Origin of the sequence: Streptomyces sp. ADMS (genome assembly GCF_033441795.1) — a bacterium.
Classification (GTDB): Bacteria; Actinomycetota; Actinomycetes; order Streptomycetales; family Streptomycetaceae; genus Streptomyces.
This window is the reverse complement of the sequence record NZ_JAVFVX010000061.1, coordinates 11891-35444: the sequence shown is the minus strand read 5'-3', so window position 1 is coordinate 35444 and position 23554 is coordinate 11891. Positions and strand designations below refer to the sequence as shown.

Sequence of the window (23554 nt, the reverse complement as noted above, 5' to 3'; positions counted from 1 at the left end):
ACTCCTTGACGCTCTTCGCGTGCTTGACGGGGTATCCGGTCGGTCACAGCTCCCCCATGCGCCGGATCACGGGCGCAACGCGCTGCACGCCGTGCCGGTAGGCGCCGCGGGCCGCGCGACGCACGATCTGCCGTACCGCTCCCGGCTCCTTGTCGGCGGCCGGCGCCCCGGGCAGCGGAACGCCGTCGGGGCCGAGGTGGTGCCGAGCGAGAATACCCGGCAAATATCCCGGAGCCGTCATCGGTGTGTAGTAAGGGGTCAGGGGCTGGAGCTTCGATGATCCCAGAAGTCGGTCGATCTTGTCGCGCGCAGCGTCGAAGGCGGACTCGTACGAGCCTCCCCCAGCGAGGGTGCCCCCAGCGGCGACACCCTGCCTGGCCACCCACTCGGCGTCCGGAACGGGCTGGTGACCGGCGTCGAGCTGCTCCCAGGAGGCGAGGCAGCCGGAGCCGATGAAGTGGTGGTTGCCGAGCGCCTCACGCACGCCCAGGTCGCTCAGCACGACGGTCGGGATGCTGCGGTGCAGGGACTCCAGCGCGGCCGTGGAGCTGACCGTGACCAGCAGGTCCGTACGGTCCAGGACCTCGCCCATGTGCCCGTAGACGAGCTTGAAGTTCGGCGGAAGGTCGGCGCGCTGGGCCAGTTTCTGGTAGGGCAGTTCCTCGATGTGTGTGGTGTGCTCGCCGGGCTTGGAGCGCAGCTTGAGCAGCACCTCGCGCTCGGGGTGCAGCTTGGCGTGCTGCACGAGCCGGTCCAGTAGATACGTACGGTCCTTGCGGCTCTCCGGGACGGAGGGCTGGGCGGCGAATACCACCGTGTACGGGTGACCATGCTCACCCGTGTAAGTCGCGCCACCCAGGAACGGAAGTGCGACTTCGGTCACAGAGGACGAATCGGCGCCGACTCCGTCGTACACGGCCCTGAAGCGGTCGGCGTCCTGGCGGGAGTTCGCGAGGACCAGGTCGGCGCCGTGGCGCAGCAGGAGGCCGTCGGCGAGCTTTTCGTAGACGACCCCGACGTAGCCGGTGACGACGACGGGGCGCAGGGCCTGGTCGTCCCACACGTGGGCCAGGCCGTGCAGCATCGCCTGGACCCCGCCGCCGACAAGGGCGAGTACGAGAATGTCGTAGGGCTCCTCCTGGTCCATGGCCCGCAGGAACTCCAGGGCGGTCACCTCGCGCAGCGAGTCCGCCCTGACGCCGACCTCCTGGAGCTGGCGGGCGGTGGGTGTCGCCCTGCCTCTGAGGAGGTAGCCGTCTAGATGAATGTCCGAATTATCAGGAGAAATACGGCTGGCTGTGAGCGCACCCCATTTCCACCGAGTGTCGGAATCGGCGAGGACGGCGACCCTCATGGGGCTCGTGGTACTGGCTGGCACGCCCAAGACCTTAAGCCGACATGGGGGGCTTCCGCCCAATCCAGGGGCAACAAAGGGTTAACAAAGGGCCGCGTCGACTTGAATCAAGACGCCATACGTGCAGAAACCCCCTTGATTCACCGGGTCGACACATGTAGTTCACCCGACATCAAACCCCGGGTAAAGTGAGACCACCGGAGAGGCTCTAACCTCGACCCGTGGTCAAGCTCTCCGTCATCGTGCCGTTCTACAACGTGCAGCAATACGCGTCCGACACTCTGAAGAGCCTGCGCGCCAACGCGCGCGAGGACTTCGAGTTCATCCTCGTCGACGACTGCTCGCGCGACGAGACTCCGAGCATCCTCGCGCGCGCAGAGCGCGAGCTGCCGGGCGCCGTGCTCGTCAGCCACGAGAAGAACGGAGGCCTGGCCACCGCCCGCAACACCGGTATCGACAAAGCGCGTGGCGAATACCTCACGTTCCTCGACGGCGACGACTGGCTCGCGCCCGGCTATTTCCCCCAACTCCTCGCCGCTATTGAGGACTTGGGCTGTGATTTCGTTCGTACGGACCATGTCCAGTGCACCAACAGGGCGCGCGCGATCCATCGGGTCCCGCACGGCCGGCGCGGGGTCGTGATGTCGCCGCGGGACGCGATCCTGCCCACCGACCGCACGACCTCCGTCGACTACGCCTACGCCTGGGCGGGCATCTACCACCGCCGGCTCGTCGACCGCGGCATCCTGCACTTCACCGACGGGCTGCGCACTGCGGAGGACCGGCCGTGGATCTGGAAGCTGCACCGGGAGGCGGAGTCGTTCGCCGCGGTGGGGCTGCTCGGCGTCTTCTACCGGCGCGGGGTCGCGTCCTCACTCACCCAAATCGGTGATGTTCGCCAACTCGACTTCATCCGGGCCTTCGACCAGGTCATCGAGGAGACGGCCCGCGACCCCGAGGCGGATAGGCTGCTGCCCAAAGCAGTGCGCACCTACTGCGCGATCATGGCTCATCATCTCGGAGCGATCGAGAGGTTCGAACCCGCCGTGGCCCGAAAACTGCGTTCGCTGAGCGCCGCCGCGCTGAAGCGGATGCCGCAGGACGTCCTCGCGGATGCCATCGGCTCGATGGACGCCCAGCGGGCCAACCGGCTGCGGAAGGTGCGGCGCAGGCCCGTCTCCGCGTCCGCCGGGACGGTGTCCGTCTGATGTCCGCCATCCCCCAGACCCGCGGCAGCAGGACCCGTACCACTCAGATCTTCTGTGCGTCGACGCTGTACGGCGCGGCCACGCTGGCCGCAGCTCTCGACGCCGGGCTCTTCGGGCCGGCCGACCGCAGAGTGCTGCTGATCACCAACAACGCCTCCAACCCCGAGATCACGCCCGGGGTCGACGCGATGTCCGGCTTCGACCGGGTGAGCGAGCGGTTCGACGAGGTCCTGTCCTGGAACGAGACGATCACCCCGTTCCACCCCAGCGGCTGGGGCCCGCGCGCCGACGATGTCCCGCTGTGGGAGCGGCATCTGCGGCTGCTGTGGAACCTCGGTGACGACAACATCGAGCTGGCCGTGGAGTCCGTGCAGGTCAACCCGGCTCTCGCGCTGTGCCAGCTGTTCACCGGCGCTCCCGTCGACGTCTACGCGGACGGCCTCATAAGCTACGGCCCCACGCGCGACAAGATCGACGCGCTGGTCGGCACCCGCATCGGGCGCCTCCTCCACCTCGACCTCGTCCCGGGCCTCACCCCGCTGCTGCTCACCGAGTTCGGCGTGCCCGCCGAACTGGTGCCGTCCGAGGCGTTCCTGAAGGTACTGGGCGAACTCGCCGAGGCCGAGACGGAGACCGGGCCGGCCCCCGCGGAGGAACAGCCCGCGCTGCTGCTGGGCCAGTACCTCTCCGCGCTCGGCATCCTCACCCCCGCCGAGGAGGAGGAACTGCATCTGCGCATGGTGCGCGGAGCCGTGGCGGCCGGACACCGCTCGCTCGTCTTCAAGCCGCACCCGACAGCACCCGCGGCCTGGTCGGGGTCGCTGGAGACGGAGGCGAAGAAGCTCGGCGCCGAACTCACCGTCCTGGACCGGCCCGTGCTCGCCGAGGTCCTCTTCCAGCGGCTGCGCCCCGCGCTCGTCGTCGGCTGCTTCTCGACCGGCCTGTTCACGGCGGCGGGCATGTACGGCATCCCGGTCGCCCGGGTCGGCACGGACACCGTGCTGGAGAAGATCACGCCGTACCAGAACAGCAACCGCGTGCCCCTGACCATCGTGGACGTGCTGCTGCCGGACCTCGGCGACGCCAAGGCCGTGAAGAAGTGGTCGATGCCGTCGGACAAGCAGGTCGGCAAGTCGCTGGCCGGGCTCGTCAAGGCGATCGGCTTCTGCATGCAGCCCCGGATCTACCCGAGGCTGCGCCCGGAGGCGGAGGGCTACCTCTCCAAGCACCTCACCGAGCAGACCTGGCCCTACTTCAAGCGCCGCCGCCTGACCTCGCTGGCGCTGCCCGGCGCCCTGCCGTCCCAGCTGTCGTTCATCCCGCGCAACGCGACCGTGCGCCGGATCGCGCGACGCGCGCGGGCGTTGAGCAAGACAGTGAAGCGGTGACAACGGGTACCGCGGGGATTTAATCTGCAGAACGCGTCGCCCCCGATTCGTATACGGACGGGTGGCGACGCGTTGGTGTCTGCGCGCGCCGACGTCTGTGCCCGTGACCGTATGCGTGCGTGCATACGTCAATGAGCTGACCGGTTATTCATCCGTGAGAGTTCTGTGCTACCTCTTTGGACTGCCCTGACTCTCCTGGTTCCGTCGATGAGTCAACTTCTCTTGTCCCAGCTGCGAAAGGCCAGCCGATGACCGCGGCCGACCAGACAATGGCCCCCCCGCTCCCGGCTCCGCCGCCGGGCCCGCGGTCCGGGAGTGCCGAACCGGCCGTTCCGCCCTCGGCCGAGGGCGGGAAGGCCCGCCCGGTCAGCCGGCTGAGGGCCCTGGACGGACTGCGGCTGGTGGCGGCCCTGATGGTCTGCATGTACCACTTCGCCGGCAAGAACGGCACGGTCGCCGAGTCCTGGGACCAGTCGCCCGGTGTGATGTTCCCGACCCTGTCCCAGTTCGCCACCTACGGCAGCCTCGGGGTGCAGTTCTTCTTCGTCATCAGTGGCTTCGTGATCTGCATGAGCAGCTGGGGCAAGACGCTGGGCGACTTCTTCCGCTCGCGCATCGCCCGTCTCTACCCCGCGTACTGGGTCGCGATCGTCATGGTCACCGCCGCCTCGTTCGCGATGCCGGTGGTCGTGCACCACGTACGCGGCGACGAGTTCCTGGTCAACCTCACGATGATGCAGCAGCCGCTGGGCGTGCCGCGTGTCCTGGGTGTGTGCTGGACGCTGTGGGTGGAACTCAAGTTCTACGTGCTGTTCGCGGTGTTCGTGGTCTGGAAGGGCGTCACCTACCGCCGTGTGGTGACCTTCTGCATCCTGTGGACGCTGGCCGGCGCCTTCGCCCGGGTCGCCGACAACCCGCTGATCTCCGAACTCACCTTCCGCGACCACGCCCCCTTCTTCATCGGCGGCCTGGCCCTCTACCTGATCCACCGCTACGGCAGCGACCTGCTCCTGTGGGGCATCGTCGGCATGTCGTTCCTGCTGGGCCAGCGCTACGCGGTGACGGCGCTGTGGCACCCGGGCGCGCAGGGCGACTTCCACCGCAACCCGTACGTCATCCAGCTCATCGTGCTGCTCGCCTTCGCGTCCGTCGCTGTGGTGGCGCTGGGCTGGACCCGCTGGGCGAACTGGAACTGGCTGACGATCGCGGGTGCGTTGACGTACCCCTTCTATCTGATCCACGAGCACCTGGGCTGGTTCTTCATCCGGGTCCTGCACCGCGGCTGGGGCCTCGACCCGTACCTGACGATCCTCGCGTCGGTTGCGGGCCTGCTGACGCTGGCCTGGCTCATGCACAAGTTCGTCGAGAAGCCGTTCGGCCCACGACTGAAGCGGACCATGACACTCCAGTCGAAGAAGCTGGGCGAGAAGCTGAAGCAGCAGCCGTAGCGGACGCGCGGTCGCAGCAGTCGCAGAGGAGCCCCGGGTCGGAATCCGACCCGGGGCTCTTTCACATGTTTCTGTACCCGTTCACCCGTGTACCCGTCAGGACTGCGCGGCCCTGATCCTCTTCACGACCTTGCGGACCGTCGGGTTGCGCCGCAGCGTCTCCGCGCGGACCGCGCTGCCGCCGGGGAGGCGGAGGCTGGTCAGGCGGCGGCGCTTGAAGTAGTGGGCGTTCGCCGACAGATGGACCGACAGCCAGGCGGAGACCTCTTCGCGCAGCTGCGGGTGCTTGCGGGACTGCATGCAGTACCCCACCGCCTTCACCAGCGGCGACAGGCGCTCGACCAGCCCGGGATCGTCGGACGGGGTGCCGATGCTGGACGCGAGGTCGCGTTCGGCGTCGGGCAGGGCCGCGTCGATGATGGTGAGCGGGATGCGGTTGCTGTTCTCGTACGGCGTGATGGCGTCGAGGAGCGACTCCGTGCCGACCCGGGCGACCGGGATGCCGTAGAAGGTCGCGGCGGTCATCAGCGCGGTGGAGAAGCAGCCGACGACGAGCTGCGGCTTGAGGTACGCGAACACCGTCTCGGCGAGCACCGGTTCGTTGAGAACGCTCAGGTGCACACCGAGTTCCGTGGCGGTGGTCTGCAGGGAGGTGGAGTACGCGGCCGGGGCGCTCGGGTGCGGCTTGAACAGGACGGCCGTGTGACCGGCCCTGGCCGCGGCCCGGAGCATCCGGACGTGCAGTTCCTCTTCTTCCTCCTGGGTGATGAGGTTGATGGCGGACAGGTACTGGCCGAGGAGCACGGCCGTCGGACGGTTCTCGACCGGGATGCGGTCGGCCAGGATGCCGGCCCCCTGCTCCCCGATCTCGTTGAGAACGCCGACGATCGGCTCGTTGGGGATCGGCACCGGCTCCACGCCGTACTCGGCGAGGAGCATGGGCCGAAGGCCCGGTATGAGGTCGAGGTGCAGCACACGGGCGATGCGGCTGCTCATACCGTGCGGGATGCGGTTGCGGGTGGGGCCGTAGCTCATCAGGCCGTCCGCGTAGACGTGGATCGGGCTGTCGGCGAAGATCTCGGCGACCGCGCGGGAGGGGTTCGCCTGGATCGACTCGCAGGCGATCTCCACGGGCTCGTCACCGAGGTCCCAGGCCAGGCGTACGGCCTTCTCCCACATGATGGCGTCCTGCGCGCGCGGGGACCAGCCGGCCGGGTGGTGCGGGGAGATGAACTCGTTCCAGGAGCGCACCTCGTCGAACTCGGGCCGCAGCTTCTCGAAGCCGGCCATTCTGTCGAGCGGGGTGCCGACCTCCGGAATGGCGGCCGTGTTGCTGACGACCAGGATGCGGCGGTGCTCCTCGCGCGGGCCGAAGAGGCCGGCGCGGATCGCGGCCGTGACGGTCGCCGCGGCGTACTGCGTCGCCGAGAAGAAGATCTGGATCATGCCGCGATTCCCTTCATACCGCCGCGCACGCGCCGCAGCAGGTGTATGCGCTGCTCACCCATCCCGATGAGAGCCGCCTGGAGCTCGTCCTCGGACATCCTGTTCAGCGCGTCGGCGCTCATCTGCCGCAGCTTCGCGGCCGTGGGCCGGTCGAAGCGGCTGCGCTGGAGCAGCTGGTGCGCGATGACGACGCAGTAGTTGCGCAGCGCCTTCTTGCGCAGCAGCCCGACCTCGGGGTCGTTCGCGAGTTCGGCAAGTACGAGGTCGAAGGACCGGAAGAAGTCCAGCTGGCGGACGTCACCGATCTGGGTGAGGGACGTGGTGAGGCCCCGGCGGTAGAAGACGCCGTGCAGGCTGGCGACCAGGTAGGAGTCGGCCCTGCGGTGCAGGTCCCAGATCCAGGGGCGGTCCTCGGCGGTCTTCAGACCGTCGTGGAAGCGCAGCATGCCCTTGTCGAGGAGGCGGCGGTGGTAGACGCCGGCCCAGGCGTAGGGGTAGTCGACCATCGTGGTGTCGTCGACGGGGAGGATCGAGGTGCGCGGGTCCAGCGGCACGTTCCGGCGACCCTCGGGCGCCCGGTGGACGGCCCGCTCCATGCCGTTGACCTGGACGTGGTCGGTGCGCACGAAGTCGACGTCATGGCGCTGGACGGAGTCGACGAGGCTCTTCAGATAGCCCGGGCCGAGCCAGTCGTCACCGTCGAGGAAGGTGAGGTATGTGCCTTCGGCCGCTTCGATTCCGGTGTTGCGGGCGGTGGCCAGGCCACCGTTCTGCTCGTGCCGGATCACCCTGCCGTTCTTCAGCCTCTTCGTCAGTTGCAGCAACGCCTCGTAGGTCTTGTCCTTGGTCGAGCGGTCCTCGACGAAGATGAACTCGAAGTCGTCCTGGTCGTTGTTGACGAGACTCGTCACCGTGTCCGAGACATAGGTCTCGATGTTGTAACAAGGGACGATGACGGACAGTATCGGGGGACGGTTGGTCACGCGCACACCTGGGCTCTCTCAGCTGCAGATTCCGCGACAGTAAGAGTTATTCGGCGCCGGATGTCAACTCGGTCCCGACCGGACAGCACTCGAAAGATGAGGGCCTGGCCGTGCTCCCACCGCATCACGACGACTTCCCGTACGTCATTCCGTACGCCGCCCCGATTCCTGCGAGCACCAGCTTCAGCCCTTCCTCGAACTGTCGGTCCCAGTCCTGGAAGACCTCGGCGCCGGCCGCGGCCGACAGGGGAAAGTCTGCCATCCGCCGGGCCCGCTTCTCGACGTCGCACCTTTCCCGGCGCTCACCGGGGATGGCTGCACGCCCTGTTCCTCCGTGACGAAGCCGATCGTATTGACGTACGCCGTCATGTTCGCGCGCACGGCCTGGGCCGGAGCGAAGCCCGCCTCGACGAAGCAGCGGAGGTTCGCCTTTGTCCGGACGGCGTGCTCGACGCCGGTGAAACGGGACCCGCTGAACGCCTTGGTGCCGTCGCGCGGCCCGCGGCGAGCAGGCTGCTCGTCCCAGGGGACATCGGGGCCGGAGCTCGGGCGAGGGGCTGTTCCCCGGCTCGCGGGGCAAGGGGATCCAGCCGGCGGGCGCGACGGCGGAGGGGCTGACGGAGCACGCGGCAGCCATGGGCGGCGGCCTCGGCTATGAGCCGGCCAGCGACAGCTTCACGGCGAAGCCCAGAAAAAGGGCACCGGCCGCGGAGGTGGCCCCCGCCGAGAGACGCCTGCGGCGGCGGAAGGCGGCGGAGAGCTTCGTACCGCCGAATATCAGCGCGGTGAGATAGAGGAAGCTCGCGAGCTGGGCGAAGACACCGAGGACGACGAAGGAGACGGCCGGGTAGGCGTATCCCGGGTCGACGAACTGCACGAAGAAGGCGACGAAGAACAGGATCGCCTTCGGGTTGAAGAGGCTGATGACGAGGGCACGGCGGTAGGGCCGCTCGTCGGTGACACCAGGGGTCTCCTGCGTCTCGGTCTGCTCACGGCGCGTGCGCCACATGCCCCAGGCGGCTCGCAGCATGCCTGTCGCGAGCCAGGTCAGATATCCGGCGCCGGCGTACTTCACGATCCCGAACAGCAGGGCGTTCGCCTGGAGAAGGGAGGCGACCCCGGCCGCGGAGAGGGTCATCAGCACGGCGTCCCCGCACCAGACGCCCGCAGCGGCCGTGTATCCGGCGCGGACGCCCCGGCGGGCGGCGACGGAGAGGACGTAGAGGGAGTTGGGGCCGGGCAGCAGGACGATCAGCACCAGGCCGGTGAGATACGTGGGGAGGTTGGTTACGCCGAACATGGGGGGAGTCTCGCACGGGGGTACGACACTCCCGCGGTCAGCCGTCGAGGAGGGTGTCCACGGAGAGTTCGACGCGAACGCCGACGGACTCCGGAACAGGCACGTTCTGGCCCCGCTTGAAGCGCTGAGGGTCGGGATACTTGCCGTCGACCGGGTCGGCGTGGAGGAGCACCTCACCGTGCTTGCGGTCCGCGATGAGGTAGGCGGGGATGCCGGCCTGGGCGTAGCACTCGACCTTGATATAGAGGTCGTCGGACCAGTTGGATATGGTCACTTCCACAACCAGGCGAAAGACGTGTTGCAGTACGGCCACGGCATCCCCCTTTTCAGGGGCTCACACTTCACGAGAGTAACCGGGGGTGTGCGCTTTCCGCCTCCGATCACCCATTAGGACGAATCGCGCAGCTCAGAAGGTATCGGAGGGCACATAAACCCCCCAGACTCCCCGCAGTGCCCCGCACACCTCCCCCACCGTCGCCCGCGCCCGCAGCGCGTCCTTCATCGGGTACAGGACGTTGGCCGTGCCCTCCGCCGCCTCCTTCAGGGCGGCCAACGCGGCGTCGACCGCCGTCTGGTCCCGCCCCGCCCGGAGTTTCGTGAGCCGTTCCGCCTGCTGGGCCTCGATGGCCGGGTCGACGCGGAGGGGCTCGTACGGTTCCTCCTCGTCGAGCCGGAAGCGGTTCACGCCGACCACGACCCGCTCGGCGGCGTCCGTCTCCTGGGCGATGCGGTACGCGTTGTGCTCGATCTCGCTCTTCTGGAAGCCCTGCTCGATCGCGGCCACCGCGCCGCCGAGGTCCTCGACCCGCCTCATCAGGGCGACCGCCGCCGCCTCCACGTCGTCCGTCAGCCTCTCGACGACGTACGAGCCCGCGAAGGGGTCCACCGTCGCCGTCACGTCCGTCTCGTAGGCGAGGACCTGCTGGGTGCGCAGGGCGAGGCGGGCGCTCTTGTCCGTGGGGAGCGCGATCGCCTCGTCGAAGCTGTTCGTGTGCAGGGACTGGGTGCCGCCGAGCACCGCCGCGAGGCCCTGGACCGCCACCCGGACCAGGTTCACCTCGGGCTGCTGAGCCGTCAGCTGCACGCCCGCCGTCTGGGTGTGGAAGCGCAGCATCAGCGACTTCGGGTTTTGCGCGCCGAACTCGTCCCTCATCACCCGGGCCCAGATACGCCTTGCGGCGCGGAACTTGGCGACCTCCTCCAGGATCGTCGTCCGGGCCACGAAGAAGAAGGAGAGGCGCGGGGCGAAATCATCGACGCCCATGCCCGCCGCGACCGCCGTGCGGACGTACTCGATGCCGTCCGTGAGCGTGAACGCGATCTCCTGCGCGGGACTCGCACCCGCCTCCGCCATGTGGTAGCCGGAGATCGAGATCGTGTTCCACTTCGGGATCTCGGCCCCGCAGTACCTGAAGATGTCCGCGGTCAGGCGCAGGGAGGGTTTCGGCGGGAAGATGTACGTTCCCCGCGCGATGTACTCCTTCAGTACGTCGTTCTGGACCGTCCCCGTCAGCCGGGCGGCCGGGACGCCCTGTTCCTCGGCCACCAGCTGGTACATCAGGAGCAGAAGAGCCGCCGGCGCGTTGATCGTCATCGACGTCGACACCGTGTCCAGCGGGATTGCGTCGAACAGCACCTTCATGTCGTCGACCGAGTCGATCGCCACGCCCACCTTGCCGACCTCGCCGTGCGCGATCGCGGCGTCGCTGTCGTGGCCCATCTGGGTCGGCAGGTCGAAGGCGACGGACAGTCCCGTCGTGCCGTTGGCGATCAGCTGCCGGTAGCGCGCGTTCGACTCCACGGCGGTGCCGAAACCGGCGTACTGGCGCATCGTCCAGGGGCGGCCCGTGTACATGGAGGGGTACACACCCCGGGTGAAGGGGTACGCGCCCGGCTCGCCCAGCTTCTCCGCCGGGTCCCACCCCGCGAGCGAGCCGGGGCTGTACACCGGTTCGATGGGTAGTCCCGACTCGGACTCACGCGCCATGGTGTGTCCCTCCGCGTAGCTTGCCAGTCGCCGCACACAACAATGCCGCGTAGTTCGTCACCGGTCATGTGCGGGGAACATGGACGGGACGGACGGATGGGGGTACATCCGATGAGCTTCGGGGGGTCCGGCTTGCGTACTGCGGGCATGGGAAAGCCAGTTTCCGGAGGTGCGGTCGTTTCCGCCCTCGCCGTTCTCACGGCTCTCGCCGTGGGCGGCTGTACGGTGCAGCCCGCCGGCACGGACGACGCCGGAGCGCGGTCGCCCGTACGGATCCAGGTTTCGCACCCGCCCTCCGACGACAAACCCGGCGCCACGGCCACTCCGGCGCCGGCCCCGAAGAAGGCGACTCCCGCCCCTTCGCCTCCGCCGCCCGTTCTCTGGTCGCGCGGTGACAGCGGGCGGGACGTGCGCGAACTCCAGGCCCGGCTGCGCCAGGTCGCCTGGCTCTACGACGGGCCGACCGGGTCGTACGACGATCTGACGGAGACCGCCGTCAAGGGCTTCCAGGGCAAGCGCGGGCTGCCGCGCACCGGGAAGACCGACACCGTCACCTGGCAGCGGCTGCTGCGGATGACGCGCGAACCCGGGCAGTGGGAGCTGTTCCTGATGGGCGGGCAGCCGGCCGCCTATCCCGACCCGCGCTGCCTCACGGGCCGGGTGCTGTGCATCAGCAAGACGAGCCGGACGCTGCGCTGGATGATCGACGGCCGGACCGTCTCGACGGTGGCCGTGCGGTTCGGCAGCCAGTACACGCCGACCAGGGAAGGTGTCTTCAGCGTCTACTGGAAGTCACGGCACCATGTGTCGACGCTCTACGACTCCCCCATGCCCTACGCGATGTTCTTCAGCGGCGGCCAGGCGGTCCACTACTCCTCGGACTTCGCGGCCCGCGGCTACGGCGGCGCCTCGCACGGCTGTGTGAACGTCCGGGACGAGACGGCGATCGCCGCGATCTTCGCCGAGGTGAGCAACGGCGACAAGGTCGTCGTCCACTGGTGAGCCGGCAGCGGCGGAGGATGTGATCTGGGGCGCGGACGGGACCGGGGGAACGTGTCCCGCCCGCGCCAGGTGCACGAGCCGTAGGTACGGGGGGAACCCCGGCTCTGTGCGAGGAACCGATGACCAGTCGGCTCACTGTCTACTGCGTCGGCGCCGCCGAAAGTGTCACACCCGGCACGCGGGAACGTCACCGTCGCGCGTCTGCGCAGGTCGGAGCGGTGCGCGGCGGTCGATCACGGCGCGGTGGGGTGCAGTGGGGTGGGGTGGGGTGGGGGTGTGTCCTGGGGCTTGCGGGGCTCAGGGGGCCGTCGGAAGCGGCAGGACACCGTACGTCGGGTCGGGGTCCTGCGCCGGTTGGTTCTGCGGGTCGTCCGCCTTGAGCGCGGCGAAGGTCGTCGGTTCGGGCGTCGGCTTCGCCGCGGCGCGGCTTCCGTGACCCCCGCCGTTCCTGTTCCCGTTACCGCCGCTGTTCCCGTTACCGCCGCTGTTCCCGTTGCCGTTGCCGCCGGTGTCACCGGCGCCGCTCTGGCCGCCCTCGCCCTCTGCGCCGGTGTCTCCCCTGCCCGCCCCGGTGTCCGTCCCCGTGCCGGTGTCGGCGTTCGGGCGGACGGCCGGGTCGTTCCTCAGGGCGGCCTCGCAGTACTGCGGCACCCTCGCGGAACCCTTGGCCGCCTTCTCCAGGGCCCGTCTGCGCTCCGCCTCCAACTTCTTGCCGCTGCGCATGTCGCGGCAGGACAAGGCGAGTCCGCTGCGCCAGTCCCCGGGCAGGCTCATCTCGGAACGGGAACCCCGTTCCCCGCCGGTCGTGCCCTCCTGGGGCTCCGCTCGCCCGGAGGAGCCCGTGTCGGCGGAGCCCCCCGTCGTGCTGTCGGGCCTGAGGGACGGGACGGTCCCGCCCCGGGCGCCGTCCGGCGACGGCGAGGCCTGCATGGGGTCACGGGACTCGGCGGCCGACACGGTCGCGGCGGGGCGGCCGGGCTCGTCCCCGCGGAACGGGTTCGGCAGGACTCCGGCGCCGGCGGCCACCGCGACCGAGCCGGCCATGCCGGCGGCCAGCGCGGCACTGAGCCCGAGGCGCAGCGGGCGGCCCCAGCGGGCCGGGCGGACGCCTCGGGAAGAGGCGCCGGAACGCCCGGACCCTCCCACCCTTACGAGGCCCATGTCCGGACCCGTGCCGGTCACGGGAGCAGTGTCCGTGGCCCGGCGGACCTTGCGGAAGGCGGCCAACGCGGCGGCCTCGCCGGGGAGTTCGGCGCTGCCCGGCGGGGTGTTCACGGAGAGTGAGTCCAGGGTCTTGGCGAGCCGCTCGGCCTGGTCGCGGGCTTCGGGGCCCGCGGACGCCAGTAAGGCCTCCGGTGACTCCCCGCTCAGCAAACGCTCTGCCGCAGCGCGGTCCAGCCACCTGTACCGGTCGTCGTCGGCCATCACATGTCCTTCTGCGTCCGCGAACGCATATGCGTCACACCGGCCGACGTCACCGCACGTCCGTGCGGTTCCCGTTGGGAGGGCAGCGCGTCGAGCGCGCCGGTGGCGTCCGAGTCCTCCCCGAGCAACTCCGCGAGCCTTCTCAGACCGCGGTGCGCCGCCGTGCGGACGGCTCCGGGGCGCTTGCCGAGGGTCTCGGCGGCGGTCTTGGCGTCGAGACCGACGACCACACGCAGGACGACGGCCTCGGCCTGGTCCTGCGGCAACCGGGCGATCAGGGAGAGCGTGCTGTCGGTGGCCAGCGACTCCATGGCCTCGCCCGCCGTGTCGGAGTCGGCGGGCCGGCCGGACAACTCGGTCTCGTCGCCGCCTATGGCCGGGCGGCGCCCACGCATCCGTATGTGATCGAGGGCGCGGTTGCGGGCGATCCGCGCGGCCCAGCCCCGGAAGCGGTCCGCGTCCCCGCTGAACCGGTCCAGGTCACGGGCGATCTGCAGCCAGGCCTCGGACGTCACGTCCTCGGCGTCCGGATCGCCGACCAGCGTCCGTACGTACCCGAGCAGCCGTGGGTGCACCGCGCGGTACACAGTCCGGAACGCGGTCTCGTCCCCGGCCTGTGCCGCAAGCACCGCGGTGGTCAGCTCCGCGTCGTCCCCCTGCACCGAGCACACCTCAAGACCTCAGTGGATGCAGTTGCCTGTCGTCGGCAGCCTGTAGCGAAAGGCACGTTACGGCGTGAAACCGCTCCTCGTCCATGTCCGTCCAACGTGCAACGAACTCGTGATGCGGTGATGGTGTGACAGAAAGAGCGCGCGCGGCGCTGTAGGAGATACGGGCCGCCGCGCGGCCCGTGCCGCGCGACGGCCGGGGCCTCTCCTGTGGGGGGTGGCGGCTCCGGCCGTTGCCATCGGCGGGTACGAAACCGCTGGTCACCGCCAGTCGTCCCGGCGCCGGGTACGTGCCACCTTGTGCGCGCCGGTGTCCCGGGCCAGCAGGAACTCGGTGACGGCCTCCCGCTCACCGGCGCCGGCCCCCTCGCCGCCGTCTCCCCCGACGCCCTCGCGCAGAGCGCCCGCCAGCAGCCGCTCCAGTCGCGCGCCTGTCATGTCGTCGCCGTTCATGTCGGATCCCCCAGTTGCCGGGCGAGGCGCTTCAGGCCCCGGTGAGCGGCCGTCCGCACCGCGCCGGGGCGTTTGCCGAGGACGCGGGCGGCGGCGGAGGCGTCGAGGCCGACGACCACGCGCAGGAGGACCGCCTCGGCCTGGTCGCGCGGGAGCCCGGCGATGAGCCCGAGGGCGTACTCCGTGGACAGGGTCTCCAGGGCCTGGTCGAGGGTACTGTGCGGGCCCGGCAGCTCCAGTACGTCCTGTTCGAGCGCCGCCCCCTGGGGCCGTACCCGTCTGCGGCGCAGCAGGTCGAGGGCGCGGTGGCGGGCGATGGTCGCCGTCCAGCCGCGGAAACCGGCGCCGTCGCCCTTGAAGCGGCCCAGGTCGCGGGCGATCTCCAGCCAGGCGTCGGACGCCACGTCCTCCGCCTCGTCGCCGACGATTCCGCGCAGATAGCCGAGGAGTCCGGGCTGCACGAGCCGGTACGCGACGGCGAAGGCGGCCTCGTCACCGTCCTGGGCCCGCGCCACGGCATCGCCCAGTTCCTCGTCGTACACCTGTACGCGATGGGGTTCCCGTCGTCCCTGGCCCAAGCGCTGTCCTCGTCCGTACCGGCGTAGCGAGTTCGAGTGCGGGTTCGACTCCCGTCCCCATGGGAATCTGCGTCGCTCGGCGCGGAAATGTCACAGCTCAGGGTCGGCTCAGCCCGCCGTCGCGTCCCGGCACAGCAGCCGCAGCGAGCCATGGCCGGCGAAACAGCGGCGGGCCTCGTCGACCGGGTCCCACACCCGTCCGTCGGCCGTACGGATCCAGTGCCCGCCGCCCGCCTCCAGCCACTCCGCGGCGCCCCAGGTCTGGCGCACGATCACCTCGCCCGCGTACGCCCCGAAGCCGCGCAGCACCGACTCCACGGCGGCGTACGGCGTCTGTTCCCTGCGCAGCTCCTCGATCATCCGGTCGACGCGCCACAGACTCTGGGTGGAGTAGTCGAGGCGCAGCCGCGCGCCCTCGCGCATCGTCGCCACGGTGTCGGCGGCCCATCGCACGGGTTTCGTGGCGGCCTGCGGACGTGTCGCCCGTACGGCTCGTTCTGGTGCTCGATATGCATTCACATACCAGCAAAGCGTCCAGGTGGCGGCTGGTGTCACCCCATTTCGGCGACTGACCTGGATCGGTGCGGGACCACCCCACGTCCATCGCAGGACGACCACAGGACAGCCACAGGGCCCACCCGGTTCTGGAGGGGGTCAGGCCCGTCCGCGTGCCCGCCTCGACACCACCGCGCGCAGTACGCGCCGTCCCTCCGTCGACACCGCCAGCGCCTGCCGCAGCCCGCCGGAGCCGTGCTCGGCGAGCAGTTCCAGGACCCTGGTCTGGCGCCGCAGCTCGGCCGCGACGAGGGGCGACATGCCCTCCGTACGGCCTGCGCGGTGGGAGTCGACCGAGGACGCGCCGGCGGCGGAGGCGTCCAGCAGCCGGTGGATGCGGAGCGCGGCGACGGAGCAGGCGTCGGCCCACTCGCGCACTCCGGCGGACCGGTCGGCGGGCGCGGCGGCGAGCATCCGGCGGGCGAGGAGGGTGGCCTCGCCCTCTGCGGAGGCCACGGGGGCGGTGTCGGGCTCGACGGCGTCGTCCTCGGTGCCGAGCTTGACCCGGGCCTGTTCCAGCCGGGTCGCCCATTCCTCCGCGTCACTGCCGTCGGCGAGGCTGGCCCACAGGGGGCGCAGGATGTCGTCGTCGCCGCCCAGGAGGGACACGCACCGATCCAAACAGGCCAGCCCGCTGGCTGTCAGGCCGCGCTCGTCGGCCCCAGCGATCAGTTCCACCAGGCTCATGCACGCTCCCCTCGCCAGGGCGCCATCCCTTACGGAGCCCGTGCTTTCCCTTACTGCGTGCAACGTACCCGGAGCGTCACAGTGGTAGAACACCGAGTCGGTCGAGGAACCTGAAGAACAGGTTTTCGGCCAACGGATCGGGCTCCGAGGTCAGTACGTCGAGGAGCGGCTCGGTGTTCACCCTGTGGCCGGCCTCCGCGGCCCAGCCGACCGCGCGTGCGGCCGCGTCGCCGGGTTCCAAAAAGTAGTCGTCCAGCGTGAGCCCGCCGTCCTCCTCACCCTCGCTCTCACCCTGCCCGGCGCCCAGGTATCCGGCCATGGCGTCGCGCGCCAGACACGTGGTCCAGGCCCCGCTCTCGGGCGCCGCCGCCTCCAGCACCACACAGTGGCTGTCCATGACGTACCCGAAGAGGGCGGGCGCGCCGGTCTCCAGGGCGAGGGTGTTCATGCTGCCGATGTCACCGTCGCCGCTCGGGTACTCCCACACCTGCCAGCCGTCGTCCCGCCGTTCGCGCGGGGTCAGCCCGTCGCGCACCGCACGCAGGGCATCGGTCTCGGAGAGCGGCTGCTCGCTCCGGCCCACGATCAAGTAGCCCCAGTAACCCAATGCCATCCCCCTGGCGTTCCGGTTCCGCTCGCACTGCCCGCGCCGAATACACCACAGAGACAAGGGAGTTGGCCAGCGATCTGACGACCAGGCTCCCCCGGCAATAAGCCGGGCGCGCCCCCTCCCCAGGGGCACGCCCGGCATACGAATACGTGTACTACCCGCGCGGAACCCATGGTTCGCGCGGGCCCTGCGTCCAGCCCGTTTCAGCCCAGCCTGTCCGCCAGCTTCCTGAACTCGGTCCAGGACAGGGGCGGCTGGGCCCGGGGGTCCCACAGTTTCTGGACGGTCGCCCGCAGCGGCATCCGTATGCCGGCGGCCACCTGGTTCTGCGTCTGCGATCCGGCGAGGTCGCACCAGACGGCGAAGACCCCGCCGAGTATCTGCCCGTCGTACGCCGAGGACACGGCCGTACTGCCGCGCAGCACCCGCGGGGTCCACTGCCGGTAGATCCGCTCGCCGGTGGGATAGACGAAGGTGTTCGGCTGCCCGAGCACGTAGTAGAGGTACTCATCGTTGTAGTTGACGACCTTGCGGCCCGCGCTCAGATAGCCGGTCGGCTGCCGGGCGCCGATCTCCTTGCCGGTCCAGTAGGCGACCTGGATGTCCTTGGCCGGCTGGACCGAACCCGACTGGTAGAAGCCGTCGTTCCAGGCGCGCACGGCCGTCCGGTTGTGGGCCCGGACGGTGGCGGCCCGGTCGTTGAGCCAGCCCGTCGCGAGGTCGGAGACACCGGCGCCCGACCCGTACTTCTCCCTGGCCGCGGCGGCGAGCTGGGGGTACGAGGTCGCCGGGCTGGAGACCGTCAGGGCCCGGTACTCGTCGCCGCCCAGGTGCCAGGACGAGCCCGGGAAGAGGTCGGCGTACTCGTTGAGCAGGTCGTCGACGATCTTCGCGGCCCCGGGCTTGGAGATGTCGATCGCCCCGCGGGCCGGCGTGCCCTGCGCGTTGGTCAGCTGGAGGTCCGGGTGGGCGGCGAGGACCGCGCCCAGATGGCCCGGGGAGTCGATCTCGGGCACGACGGTGATGTGCCGGCTCGCTGCGAGGGCGAGGATGCGGCGGACCTCGGCCTTGGTGAGGCGGTCCTTGGAGACGACCTCCGGGTGCGTGTCGGAGGCGATCCGGAATCCCTGGTCGTCGGAGAAGTGCAGGCCCAGCTCGTTGAACTTGAGGTCGCCCAGCTCACGGATGCGGGCCTCGATCCAGGCCGCCGTGAAGTGCTTGCGGGCGATGTCCAGCATCAGCCCGCGCTGCGCCTTGGCGGGCCGGTCGCGCACGACACCCTCGGGGGCGGTGCTCCCGTCGGCTACCTCCTGCTTGAGGGTGCGGGTGCCGTAGAAGACGCCGGCTTCGGCGGGGGCGGCGACGGTGACCCGGCCGCTCCTCACGGTGAGGGTGTAGGACTCGGGGCCGCGCGCCGCCTGCCCCGGGTCCAGCTTGAGCTGGACGTCCCCGGCACGAGGGGCGGCCGTCCCGCCGTACGTCATCTTCAGCTCACCGGCGAGCAGCTTCCCCTCGTCGGCGAGAGCGCCGGCGCCGACGACCACCCGGGCCGCCGAGGCGGGGCGCCAGCCCGGACCCCGGGCGGGTGTGTGCTCGCGTACGGCCGGGATGGTGCGGGGCGTCTTGGAGAGGGGGTAGACGCGGGCGGGGGACGGCGAGGGCGCGGCGGAGGAAGGGGCGCGGGACGCGGCGGCTCCGGACCCGTCCGAGGAGCGCGCCGAGCTCGACGCGGTGTTGCCGCCGGTGCCGCTGTCGCCGACCGGCCAGAGGGCGACGCTCACTCCCACGGCACCGGCGGCGACGAGAACACCGGTCCCGAGAAGCAACCTGGACCCCTGTCCGTACGTCTTCCGCTCCAGAGCCCGTTTCCGCTCAGGAGCCCGACGCCTCCGCCCGGTCACCGGTTCCCACCAGCCCGAGTTTCACGTATCGCCCGCATTGCCATGCACCTCCTGGATCGCCCCCTCCGAACCTACGACTCCGTACCGCCGGGACAGTCCACGGTACGTTCCGAAACTCTCCCGTTCGGGTGAAATTCAGGCGCCCGTCGGACAGCTCCTGACCGCTTCTCGATAACCTGACCGCTCTCGACATGCGAGCGGCACTTCTCACACACATCCCACACACCAACGCCAGAACGCCGAGGACTCACGCTGTCCGCGCACCGTCTTCCCCACCTCACCGGCCGGCTCGCCATGCCGGCACAGACGCGCACCGAGTCCCCCTCTCCTACGCCGCCGAGCCTGACACAGTTCAACACCGATCCCGCCGAGGACATCGAGCGCGCGCTCCTCACCTGCCTGCGCAGTCTCCGCTGGGCCCGCCGTCTCGCCGACCACCGCCCCTATCCCGACCTGGACTCCCTGCTCGCCGCGGCGGACGAGGCGGCGTACGACCTGACCCCGGGCGACCTCGCCGAGGCCCTGGCCGCCGAAGCGCTGCCCGCACTGCCGGACGGGGTGTACGCGGCGGCCCACACGGCACTGGGGGCCGCGCATGCGGCGTACGAGAGCCGATTCGGCCACGTGTTCGTCATCTGCGTCGAGCGCACCTCCCCGGACGAGGCCCTCAACCAGGTCCTGACAGGCATCCGGTCACGGTTGACGAACGATCCGGAGGAGGAGCGCGCCGTGGCGGCGGAGGAGCTGCGGCGCCTGGCGAAGGGACGGCTGGCGGAGTTCCTCGGGGGCGCGGGGCTGCAGCATTTCGCGGCTCCGCCGCGGGGCGCGACCAGCAACAGCTGACCCGCACCCGGCAGGCAGACCGCAGGCCCCGCCCCAGTAGCCGCACCCAGTAGCCCGTAAGAAGCCAGTTTGATCACATCGGTAGGCCCGCTGTAAGCGTTCCGACAACACGTCGCTACGATGGCGAGGGCCGGTGGACCGTACCCGGCCGGGCCCGTCCGACACCGCTGTACTTAATTAGTAGAAGATGGCGGCGCGGCCCCGATCCCCGCTCCCGGAGGGTTTTCCGTGCCGGCTGGAACGCTGTACCGCGGCCGGGAAGGAATGTGGTCCTGGGTGGCTCATCGAGTCACCGGCGTCCTCATCTTCTTCTTCCTGTTCGTACACGTCCTGGACACCGCTCTCGTCCGTGTCTCCCCCGAGGCATACGACAATGTCGTGGCCACATACAAGACGCCGATCGTCGCCGTGCTGGAGTACGGCCTCGTCGCCGCCATCCTCTTCCACGCGCTCAACGGTCTCCGCGTCGTCGCCGTCGACTTCTGGTCGAAGGGCCCCCGCTACCAGAAGCAGATGCTGTGGACCGTCGTCGGCCTGTGGGTCGTACTGATGATCGGGGCGATCTACCCCGTCCTCGGCCACGCCGCTCGTGAACTGTTCGGGAGCTGACGCACATGGCGACGACTGAATCCACCGCCTCGGGCATCGGCCCCGTCGAGGGCTCGGGCACGTTCTCGGGTTACGACGCCGACAACCCGGCGCCCCTGATCGAGGCCCCGCGCAAGCGCACGAAGAAGTCCCCCAAGTCCACCCGGGGCAACTTCGAGATGTACGGCTGGCTGTTCATGCGGCTGTCCGGCATCGTGCTGGTCGTGCTGGTCCTGGGCCACCTCCTCATCCAGCTGGTACTGGACGGCGGCGTCTCCAAGATCGGCTTCGCCTTCGTGGCCGGCCGCTGGGCCTCCCCGTTCTGGCAGGTCTGGGACCTGCTGATGCTGTGGCTGGCCATGCTGCACGGCGCCAACGGCCTGCGCACCATCATCAACGACTACGCGGAGCGCGCGAACACCCGGCTGTGGCTCAAGGGCCTGCTCTACACCGCCACCGTGTTCACGATCCTGCTGGGCACGCTGGTGATCTTCACCTTCGACCCGAACATCCGCTAGGCCACGGTGCTGAGGGACTGAGGAAATCCTGATGAAGATCCACAAGTACGACACCGTCATCGTCGGCGCGGGCGGCGCCGGCATGCGCGCCGCCATCGAGTCGACGAAGCGCAGCCGTACCGCCGTACTGACGAAGCTCTACCCGACCAGGTCCCACACGGGCGCCGCGCAGGGCGGTATGGCCGCCGCGCTCGCCAACGTGGAGGAGGACAACTGGGAGTGGCACACCTTCGACACGATCAAGGGCGGTGACTACCTGGTCGACCAGGACGCCGCCGAGATCCTGGCGAAGGAGGCCATCGACTCGGTCCTCGACCTGGAGAAGATGGGCCTGCCGTTCAACCGGACGCCCAACGGCACGATCGACCAGCGCCGTTTCGGCGGTCACTCCCGCAATCACGGTGAGGCGCCCGTCCGCCGCTCCTGCTACGCGGCCGACCGCACCGGTCACATGATCCTCCAGACGCTGTACCAGAACTGTGTGAAGGAGGGCGTCGAGTTCTTCAACGAGTTCTACGTCCTCGACCAGCTGATCGTCGAGATCGACGGTGTGAAGCGGTCGGCCGGCGTGGTCGCCTACGAACTGGCGACCGGTGAGATCCACGTCTTCCAGGCGAAGGCCGTGATCTACGCGTCCGGCGGCTGCGGCAAGTTCTTCAAGGTGACGTCGAACGCGCACACGCTGACGGGTGACGGCCAGGCGGCGGTCTACCGTCGCGGGCTGCCGCTGGAGGACATGGAGTTCTTCCAGTTCCACCCGACCGGCATCTGGCGCATGGGCATCCTGCTGACGGAGGGCGCCCGCGGTGAGGGCGGCATCCTCCGCAACAAGGACGGCGAGCGCTTCATGGAGAAGTACGCGCCGGTGATGAAGGACCTCGCGTCGCGAGACGTCGTGTCCCGGTCCATCTACACGGAGATCCGCGAGGGACGCGGCTGCGGTCCCGAGGGCGACCACGTCTACCTCGACCTCACCCACCTCCCGCCGGAGCAGCTGGACGCCAAGCTGCCCGACATCACCGAGTTCGCGCGCACCTACCTGGGCATCGAGCCGTACACCGACCCGATCCCGATCCAGCCCACCGCGCACTACGCGATGGGCGGCATCCCGACGAACGTCGAGGGTGAGGTGCTCCGCGACAACACGACCGTGGTGCCCGGCCTGTACGCCGCCGGCGAGGTCGCGTGTGTGTCCGTGCACGGCGCCAACCGCCTCGGCACGAACAGCCTTCTGGACATCAACGTGTTCGGGAAGCGGGCCGGTATCGCGGCGGCGGAGTACAGCCAGAAGGCCGACTACGTAGAACTCCCCGAGAACCCGGCGGAGCTGGTGATCTCCCAGGTGGAGCACCTGCGCGAGTCCACGGGTACCGAGCGGGTGGCGGAACTGCGCCGCGAGCTCCAGGAAACCATGGACGCGAACGTCATGGTGTTCCGTACCGAGCAGACGATCAAGACGGCGGTGGAGAAGATCGCGGAACTCCGCGAGCGCTACCGCAACGTCTCGATCCAGGACAAGGGCAAGCGGTTCAACACGGACCTGCTGGAGGCCGTCGAGCTGGGCAACCTGCTCGATCTGGCCGAGGTCATGGCGGTCTCCGCGCTCGCCCGCAAGGAGTCGCGCGGCGGTCACTACCGCGAGGACTACCCGAACCGCGACGACGTCAACTTCATGCGCCACACCATGGCGTACCGCGAGGTGGGTGACGACGGCGCCGAGTCCATCCGTCTCGACTACAAGCCGGTCGTCCAGACCCGCTACCAGCCGATGGAGCGTAAGTACTGATGGCAACCCCTGTTCTGGACAAGGCGGACGCGGCCGGCGAGCCCGAGCCCGGCTTCGCCGACTCCCCGTACATCACGGCCACCTTCCGCATCCGCCGCTTCAACCCGGAGGTAGCGGCCGAGGCGGTCTGGGAAGACTTCCAGCTGGAGATCGACCCCAAGGAACGCGTCCTCGACGCCCTCCACAAGATCAAGTGGGACCAGGACGGTACGCTGACGTTCCGTCGCTCCTGCGCGCACGGCATCTGCGGCTCGGACGCCATGCGGATCAACGGCAAGAACCGCCTTGCCTGCAAGACCCTGATCAAGGACATCAACCCCGCCAAGCCGATCACGGTCGAGCCCATAAAGGGCCTGACGGTCCTCAAGGACCTGGTCGTCGACATGGAGCCGTTCTTCCAGGCGTACCGCGACGTGATGCCCTTCCTCATCACGAAGGACACGAACGAGCCGACGCGCGAGCGCTTCCAGACGGCGGAGGACCGGGAACGGTTCGACGACACGACCAAGTGCATCCTGTGCGCGGCGTGCACGTCGTCGTGCCCGGTGTTCTGGAACGACGGCCAGTACTTCGGCCCGGCCGCGATCGTCAACGCGCATCGGTTCATCTTCGATTCGCGTGACGAGGCGGGCGAGCAGCGCCTGGAGATCCTGAACGACCGGGACGGTGTGTGGCGCTGCCGGACGACGTTCAACTGCACGGACGCGTGTCCTCGGGGGATCGAGGTCACGAAGGCGATCCAGGAAGTGAAGAGGGCGCTGATCACTCGGCGGTTCTGATCCGGGTGATCCGACTGGTCTCTCGATGACCTCCGGTGGCCGTGCTT

Annotated in this window: 22 protein-coding genes and 2 pseudogenes; 9 read left to right on the top strand and 15 right to left on the bottom strand. The window is 69.5% G+C overall.

The window, feature by feature from the left end; genetic code table 11:
- Positions 1-43 precede the first annotated feature (43 nt).
- Positions 44-1378 (bottom strand): DUF6716 putative glycosyltransferase, encoded by a 1335-nt coding sequence (locus RB628_RS24930; RefSeq protein WP_318322749.1) that lies wholly within the window; start codon positions 1376-1378, stop codon positions 44-46.
- 197 nt (positions 1379-1575) lie between these two features.
- On the opposite strand from RB628_RS24930, the gene RB628_RS24925 reads away from it, so the two are divergent.
- The 3 genes from RB628_RS24925 to RB628_RS24915 all read left to right on the top strand — a co-directional run bounded on the left by RB628_RS24925 (position 1576) and on the right by RB628_RS24915 (position 5398).
- Entirely contained in the window at positions 1576-2562 is a 987-nt protein-coding gene (locus tag RB628_RS24925) for a glycosyltransferase family 2 protein (protein ID WP_318322748.1), read from the top strand.
- A complete protein-coding gene (locus RB628_RS24920; RefSeq protein WP_318322747.1) occupies positions 2562-3950 on the top strand; it encodes a polysialyltransferase family glycosyltransferase in 1389 nt (462 codons plus the stop codon). The genes RB628_RS24925 and RB628_RS24920 overlap by 1 nt, the downstream gene beginning before the upstream one ends.
- 248 nt (positions 3951-4198) lie before the next feature.
- Positions 4199-5398 (top strand): acyltransferase, encoded by a 1200-nt coding sequence (locus RB628_RS24915; protein ID WP_318322746.1) that lies wholly within the window; start codon positions 4199-4201, stop codon positions 5396-5398.
- A 96-nt stretch (positions 5399-5494) separates the two neighbouring features.
- Here RB628_RS24915 and RB628_RS24910 read toward each other — a convergent pair whose 3' ends face one another.
- From RB628_RS24910 to RB628_RS24885, 6 genes and pseudogenes are all read right to left on the bottom strand, one after another.
- On the bottom strand, positions 5495-6844 hold the full coding sequence (locus RB628_RS24910) for a polysialyltransferase family glycosyltransferase (protein WP_318322745.1): 1350 nt from the start codon (positions 6842-6844) through the stop codon (positions 5495-5497).
- The gene (locus RB628_RS24905; RefSeq protein ID WP_318322744.1) at positions 6841-7827 is read right to left on the bottom strand and encodes a glycosyltransferase family 2 protein; all 987 of its coding nucleotides are present in this window, start codon (positions 7825-7827) and stop codon (positions 6841-6843) included. Before RB628_RS24905 ends, RB628_RS24910 begins: the two co-directional genes overlap by 4 nt.
- A gap of 124 nt (positions 7828-7951) precedes the next feature.
- Positions 7952-8328: pseudogene (locus RB628_RS24900) on the bottom strand (TetR/AcrR family transcriptional regulator C-terminal domain-containing protein); the annotation flags it as partial.
- 151 nt (positions 8329-8479) lie between these two features.
- Positions 8480-9127: a leucine efflux protein LeuE gene (gene leuE, locus RB628_RS24895; RefSeq protein WP_318322743.1), complete on the bottom strand. Its 648-nt coding sequence runs from the start codon at positions 9125-9127 to the stop codon at positions 8480-8482.
- Positions 9128-9164: 37 nt separating this feature from the next.
- A pseudogene (locus RB628_RS24890) lies at positions 9165-9425 on the bottom strand (Uma2 family endonuclease); the annotation flags it as partial.
- A gap of 108 nt (positions 9426-9533) precedes the next feature.
- Entirely contained in the window at positions 9534-11114 is a 1581-nt protein-coding gene (locus RB628_RS24885; protein ID WP_318322742.1) for a methylmalonyl-CoA mutase, read from the bottom strand.
- Between the two features lie 147 nt (positions 11115-11261).
- Here RB628_RS24885 and RB628_RS24880 point away from each other — a divergent pair, with 147 nt between their 5' ends.
- Positions 11262-12116, top strand: coding sequence for a L,D-transpeptidase family protein (locus RB628_RS24880; protein WP_318322741.1), 855 nt, complete (start codon positions 11262-11264; stop codon positions 12114-12116).
- 297 nt (positions 12117-12413) lie between these two features.
- On the opposite strand, the gene RB628_RS24875 is transcribed toward RB628_RS24880, so the two are convergent.
- The 8 genes from RB628_RS24875 to RB628_RS24840 all read right to left on the bottom strand — a co-directional run bounded on the left by RB628_RS24875 (position 12414) and on the right by RB628_RS24840 (position 18918).
- Positions 12414-13541, bottom strand: coding sequence for a hypothetical protein (locus RB628_RS24875; RefSeq protein ID WP_318322740.1), 1128 nt, complete (start codon positions 13539-13541; stop codon positions 12414-12416).
- Positions 13541-14203, bottom strand: a complete 663-nt coding sequence (locus RB628_RS24870) for an RNA polymerase sigma factor (RefSeq protein ID WP_318322739.1) — start codon at positions 14201-14203, stop codon at positions 13541-13543. Before RB628_RS24870 ends, RB628_RS24875 begins: the two co-directional genes overlap by 1 nt.
- 267 nt (positions 14204-14470) lie before the next feature.
- Positions 14471-14662 (bottom strand): hypothetical protein, encoded by a 192-nt coding sequence (locus RB628_RS24865; protein ID WP_318322738.1) that lies wholly within the window; start codon positions 14660-14662, stop codon positions 14471-14473.
- Complete coding sequence (locus tag RB628_RS24860; protein ID WP_318322737.1) at positions 14659-15240, bottom strand: RNA polymerase sigma factor; 582 nt, start codon at positions 15238-15240, stop codon at positions 14659-14661. Before RB628_RS24860 ends, RB628_RS24865 begins: the two co-directional genes overlap by 4 nt.
- A 108-nt stretch (positions 15241-15348) precedes the next feature.
- Positions 15349-15759 (bottom strand): hypothetical protein, encoded by a 411-nt coding sequence (locus RB628_RS24855; protein ID WP_318322736.1) that lies wholly within the window; start codon positions 15757-15759, stop codon positions 15349-15351.
- 135 nt (positions 15760-15894) lie between these two features.
- A complete protein-coding gene (locus RB628_RS24850) occupies positions 15895-16482 on the bottom strand; it encodes a hypothetical protein (RefSeq protein WP_318322735.1) in 588 nt (195 codons plus the stop codon).
- A 76-nt stretch (positions 16483-16558) separates the two neighbouring features.
- Positions 16559-17089 (bottom strand): hypothetical protein, encoded by a 531-nt coding sequence (locus RB628_RS24845; RefSeq protein WP_318322763.1) that lies wholly within the window; start codon positions 17087-17089, stop codon positions 16559-16561.
- A gap of 206 nt (positions 17090-17295) precedes the next feature.
- On the bottom strand, positions 17296-18918 hold the full coding sequence (locus tag RB628_RS24840; protein ID WP_318322734.1) for a glycoside hydrolase family 20 protein: 1623 nt from the start codon (positions 18916-18918) through the stop codon (positions 17296-17298).
- Between the two features lie 369 nt (positions 18919-19287).
- On the opposite strand from RB628_RS24840, the gene RB628_RS24835 reads away from it, so the two are divergent.
- The 5 genes from RB628_RS24835 to RB628_RS24815 all read left to right on the top strand — a co-directional run bounded on the left by RB628_RS24835 (position 19288) and on the right by RB628_RS24815 (position 23507).
- Positions 19288-19836, top strand: a complete 549-nt coding sequence (locus RB628_RS24835; protein ID WP_318322733.1) for a 2-oxo-4-hydroxy-4-carboxy-5-ureidoimidazoline decarboxylase — start codon at positions 19288-19290, stop codon at positions 19834-19836.
- 228 nt (positions 19837-20064) lie between these two features.
- Entirely contained in the window at positions 20065-20445 is a 381-nt protein-coding gene (sdhC, locus tag RB628_RS24830; RefSeq protein ID WP_318322732.1) for a succinate dehydrogenase, cytochrome b556 subunit, read from the top strand.
- A gap of 5 nt (positions 20446-20450) precedes the next feature.
- Entirely contained in the window at positions 20451-20942 is a 492-nt protein-coding gene (locus RB628_RS24825) for a succinate dehydrogenase hydrophobic membrane anchor subunit (RefSeq protein WP_318322731.1), read from the top strand.
- A gap of 31 nt (positions 20943-20973) precedes the next feature.
- Positions 20974-22728 (top strand): succinate dehydrogenase flavoprotein subunit, encoded by a 1755-nt coding sequence (gene sdhA / locus RB628_RS24820; protein WP_318322730.1) that lies wholly within the window; start codon positions 20974-20976, stop codon positions 22726-22728.
- Entirely contained in the window at positions 22728-23507 is a 780-nt protein-coding gene (locus tag RB628_RS24815) for a succinate dehydrogenase iron-sulfur subunit (RefSeq protein WP_318322729.1), read from the top strand. Before sdhA ends, RB628_RS24815 begins: the two co-directional genes overlap by 1 nt.
- Positions 23508-23554: the final 47 nt, after the last annotated feature.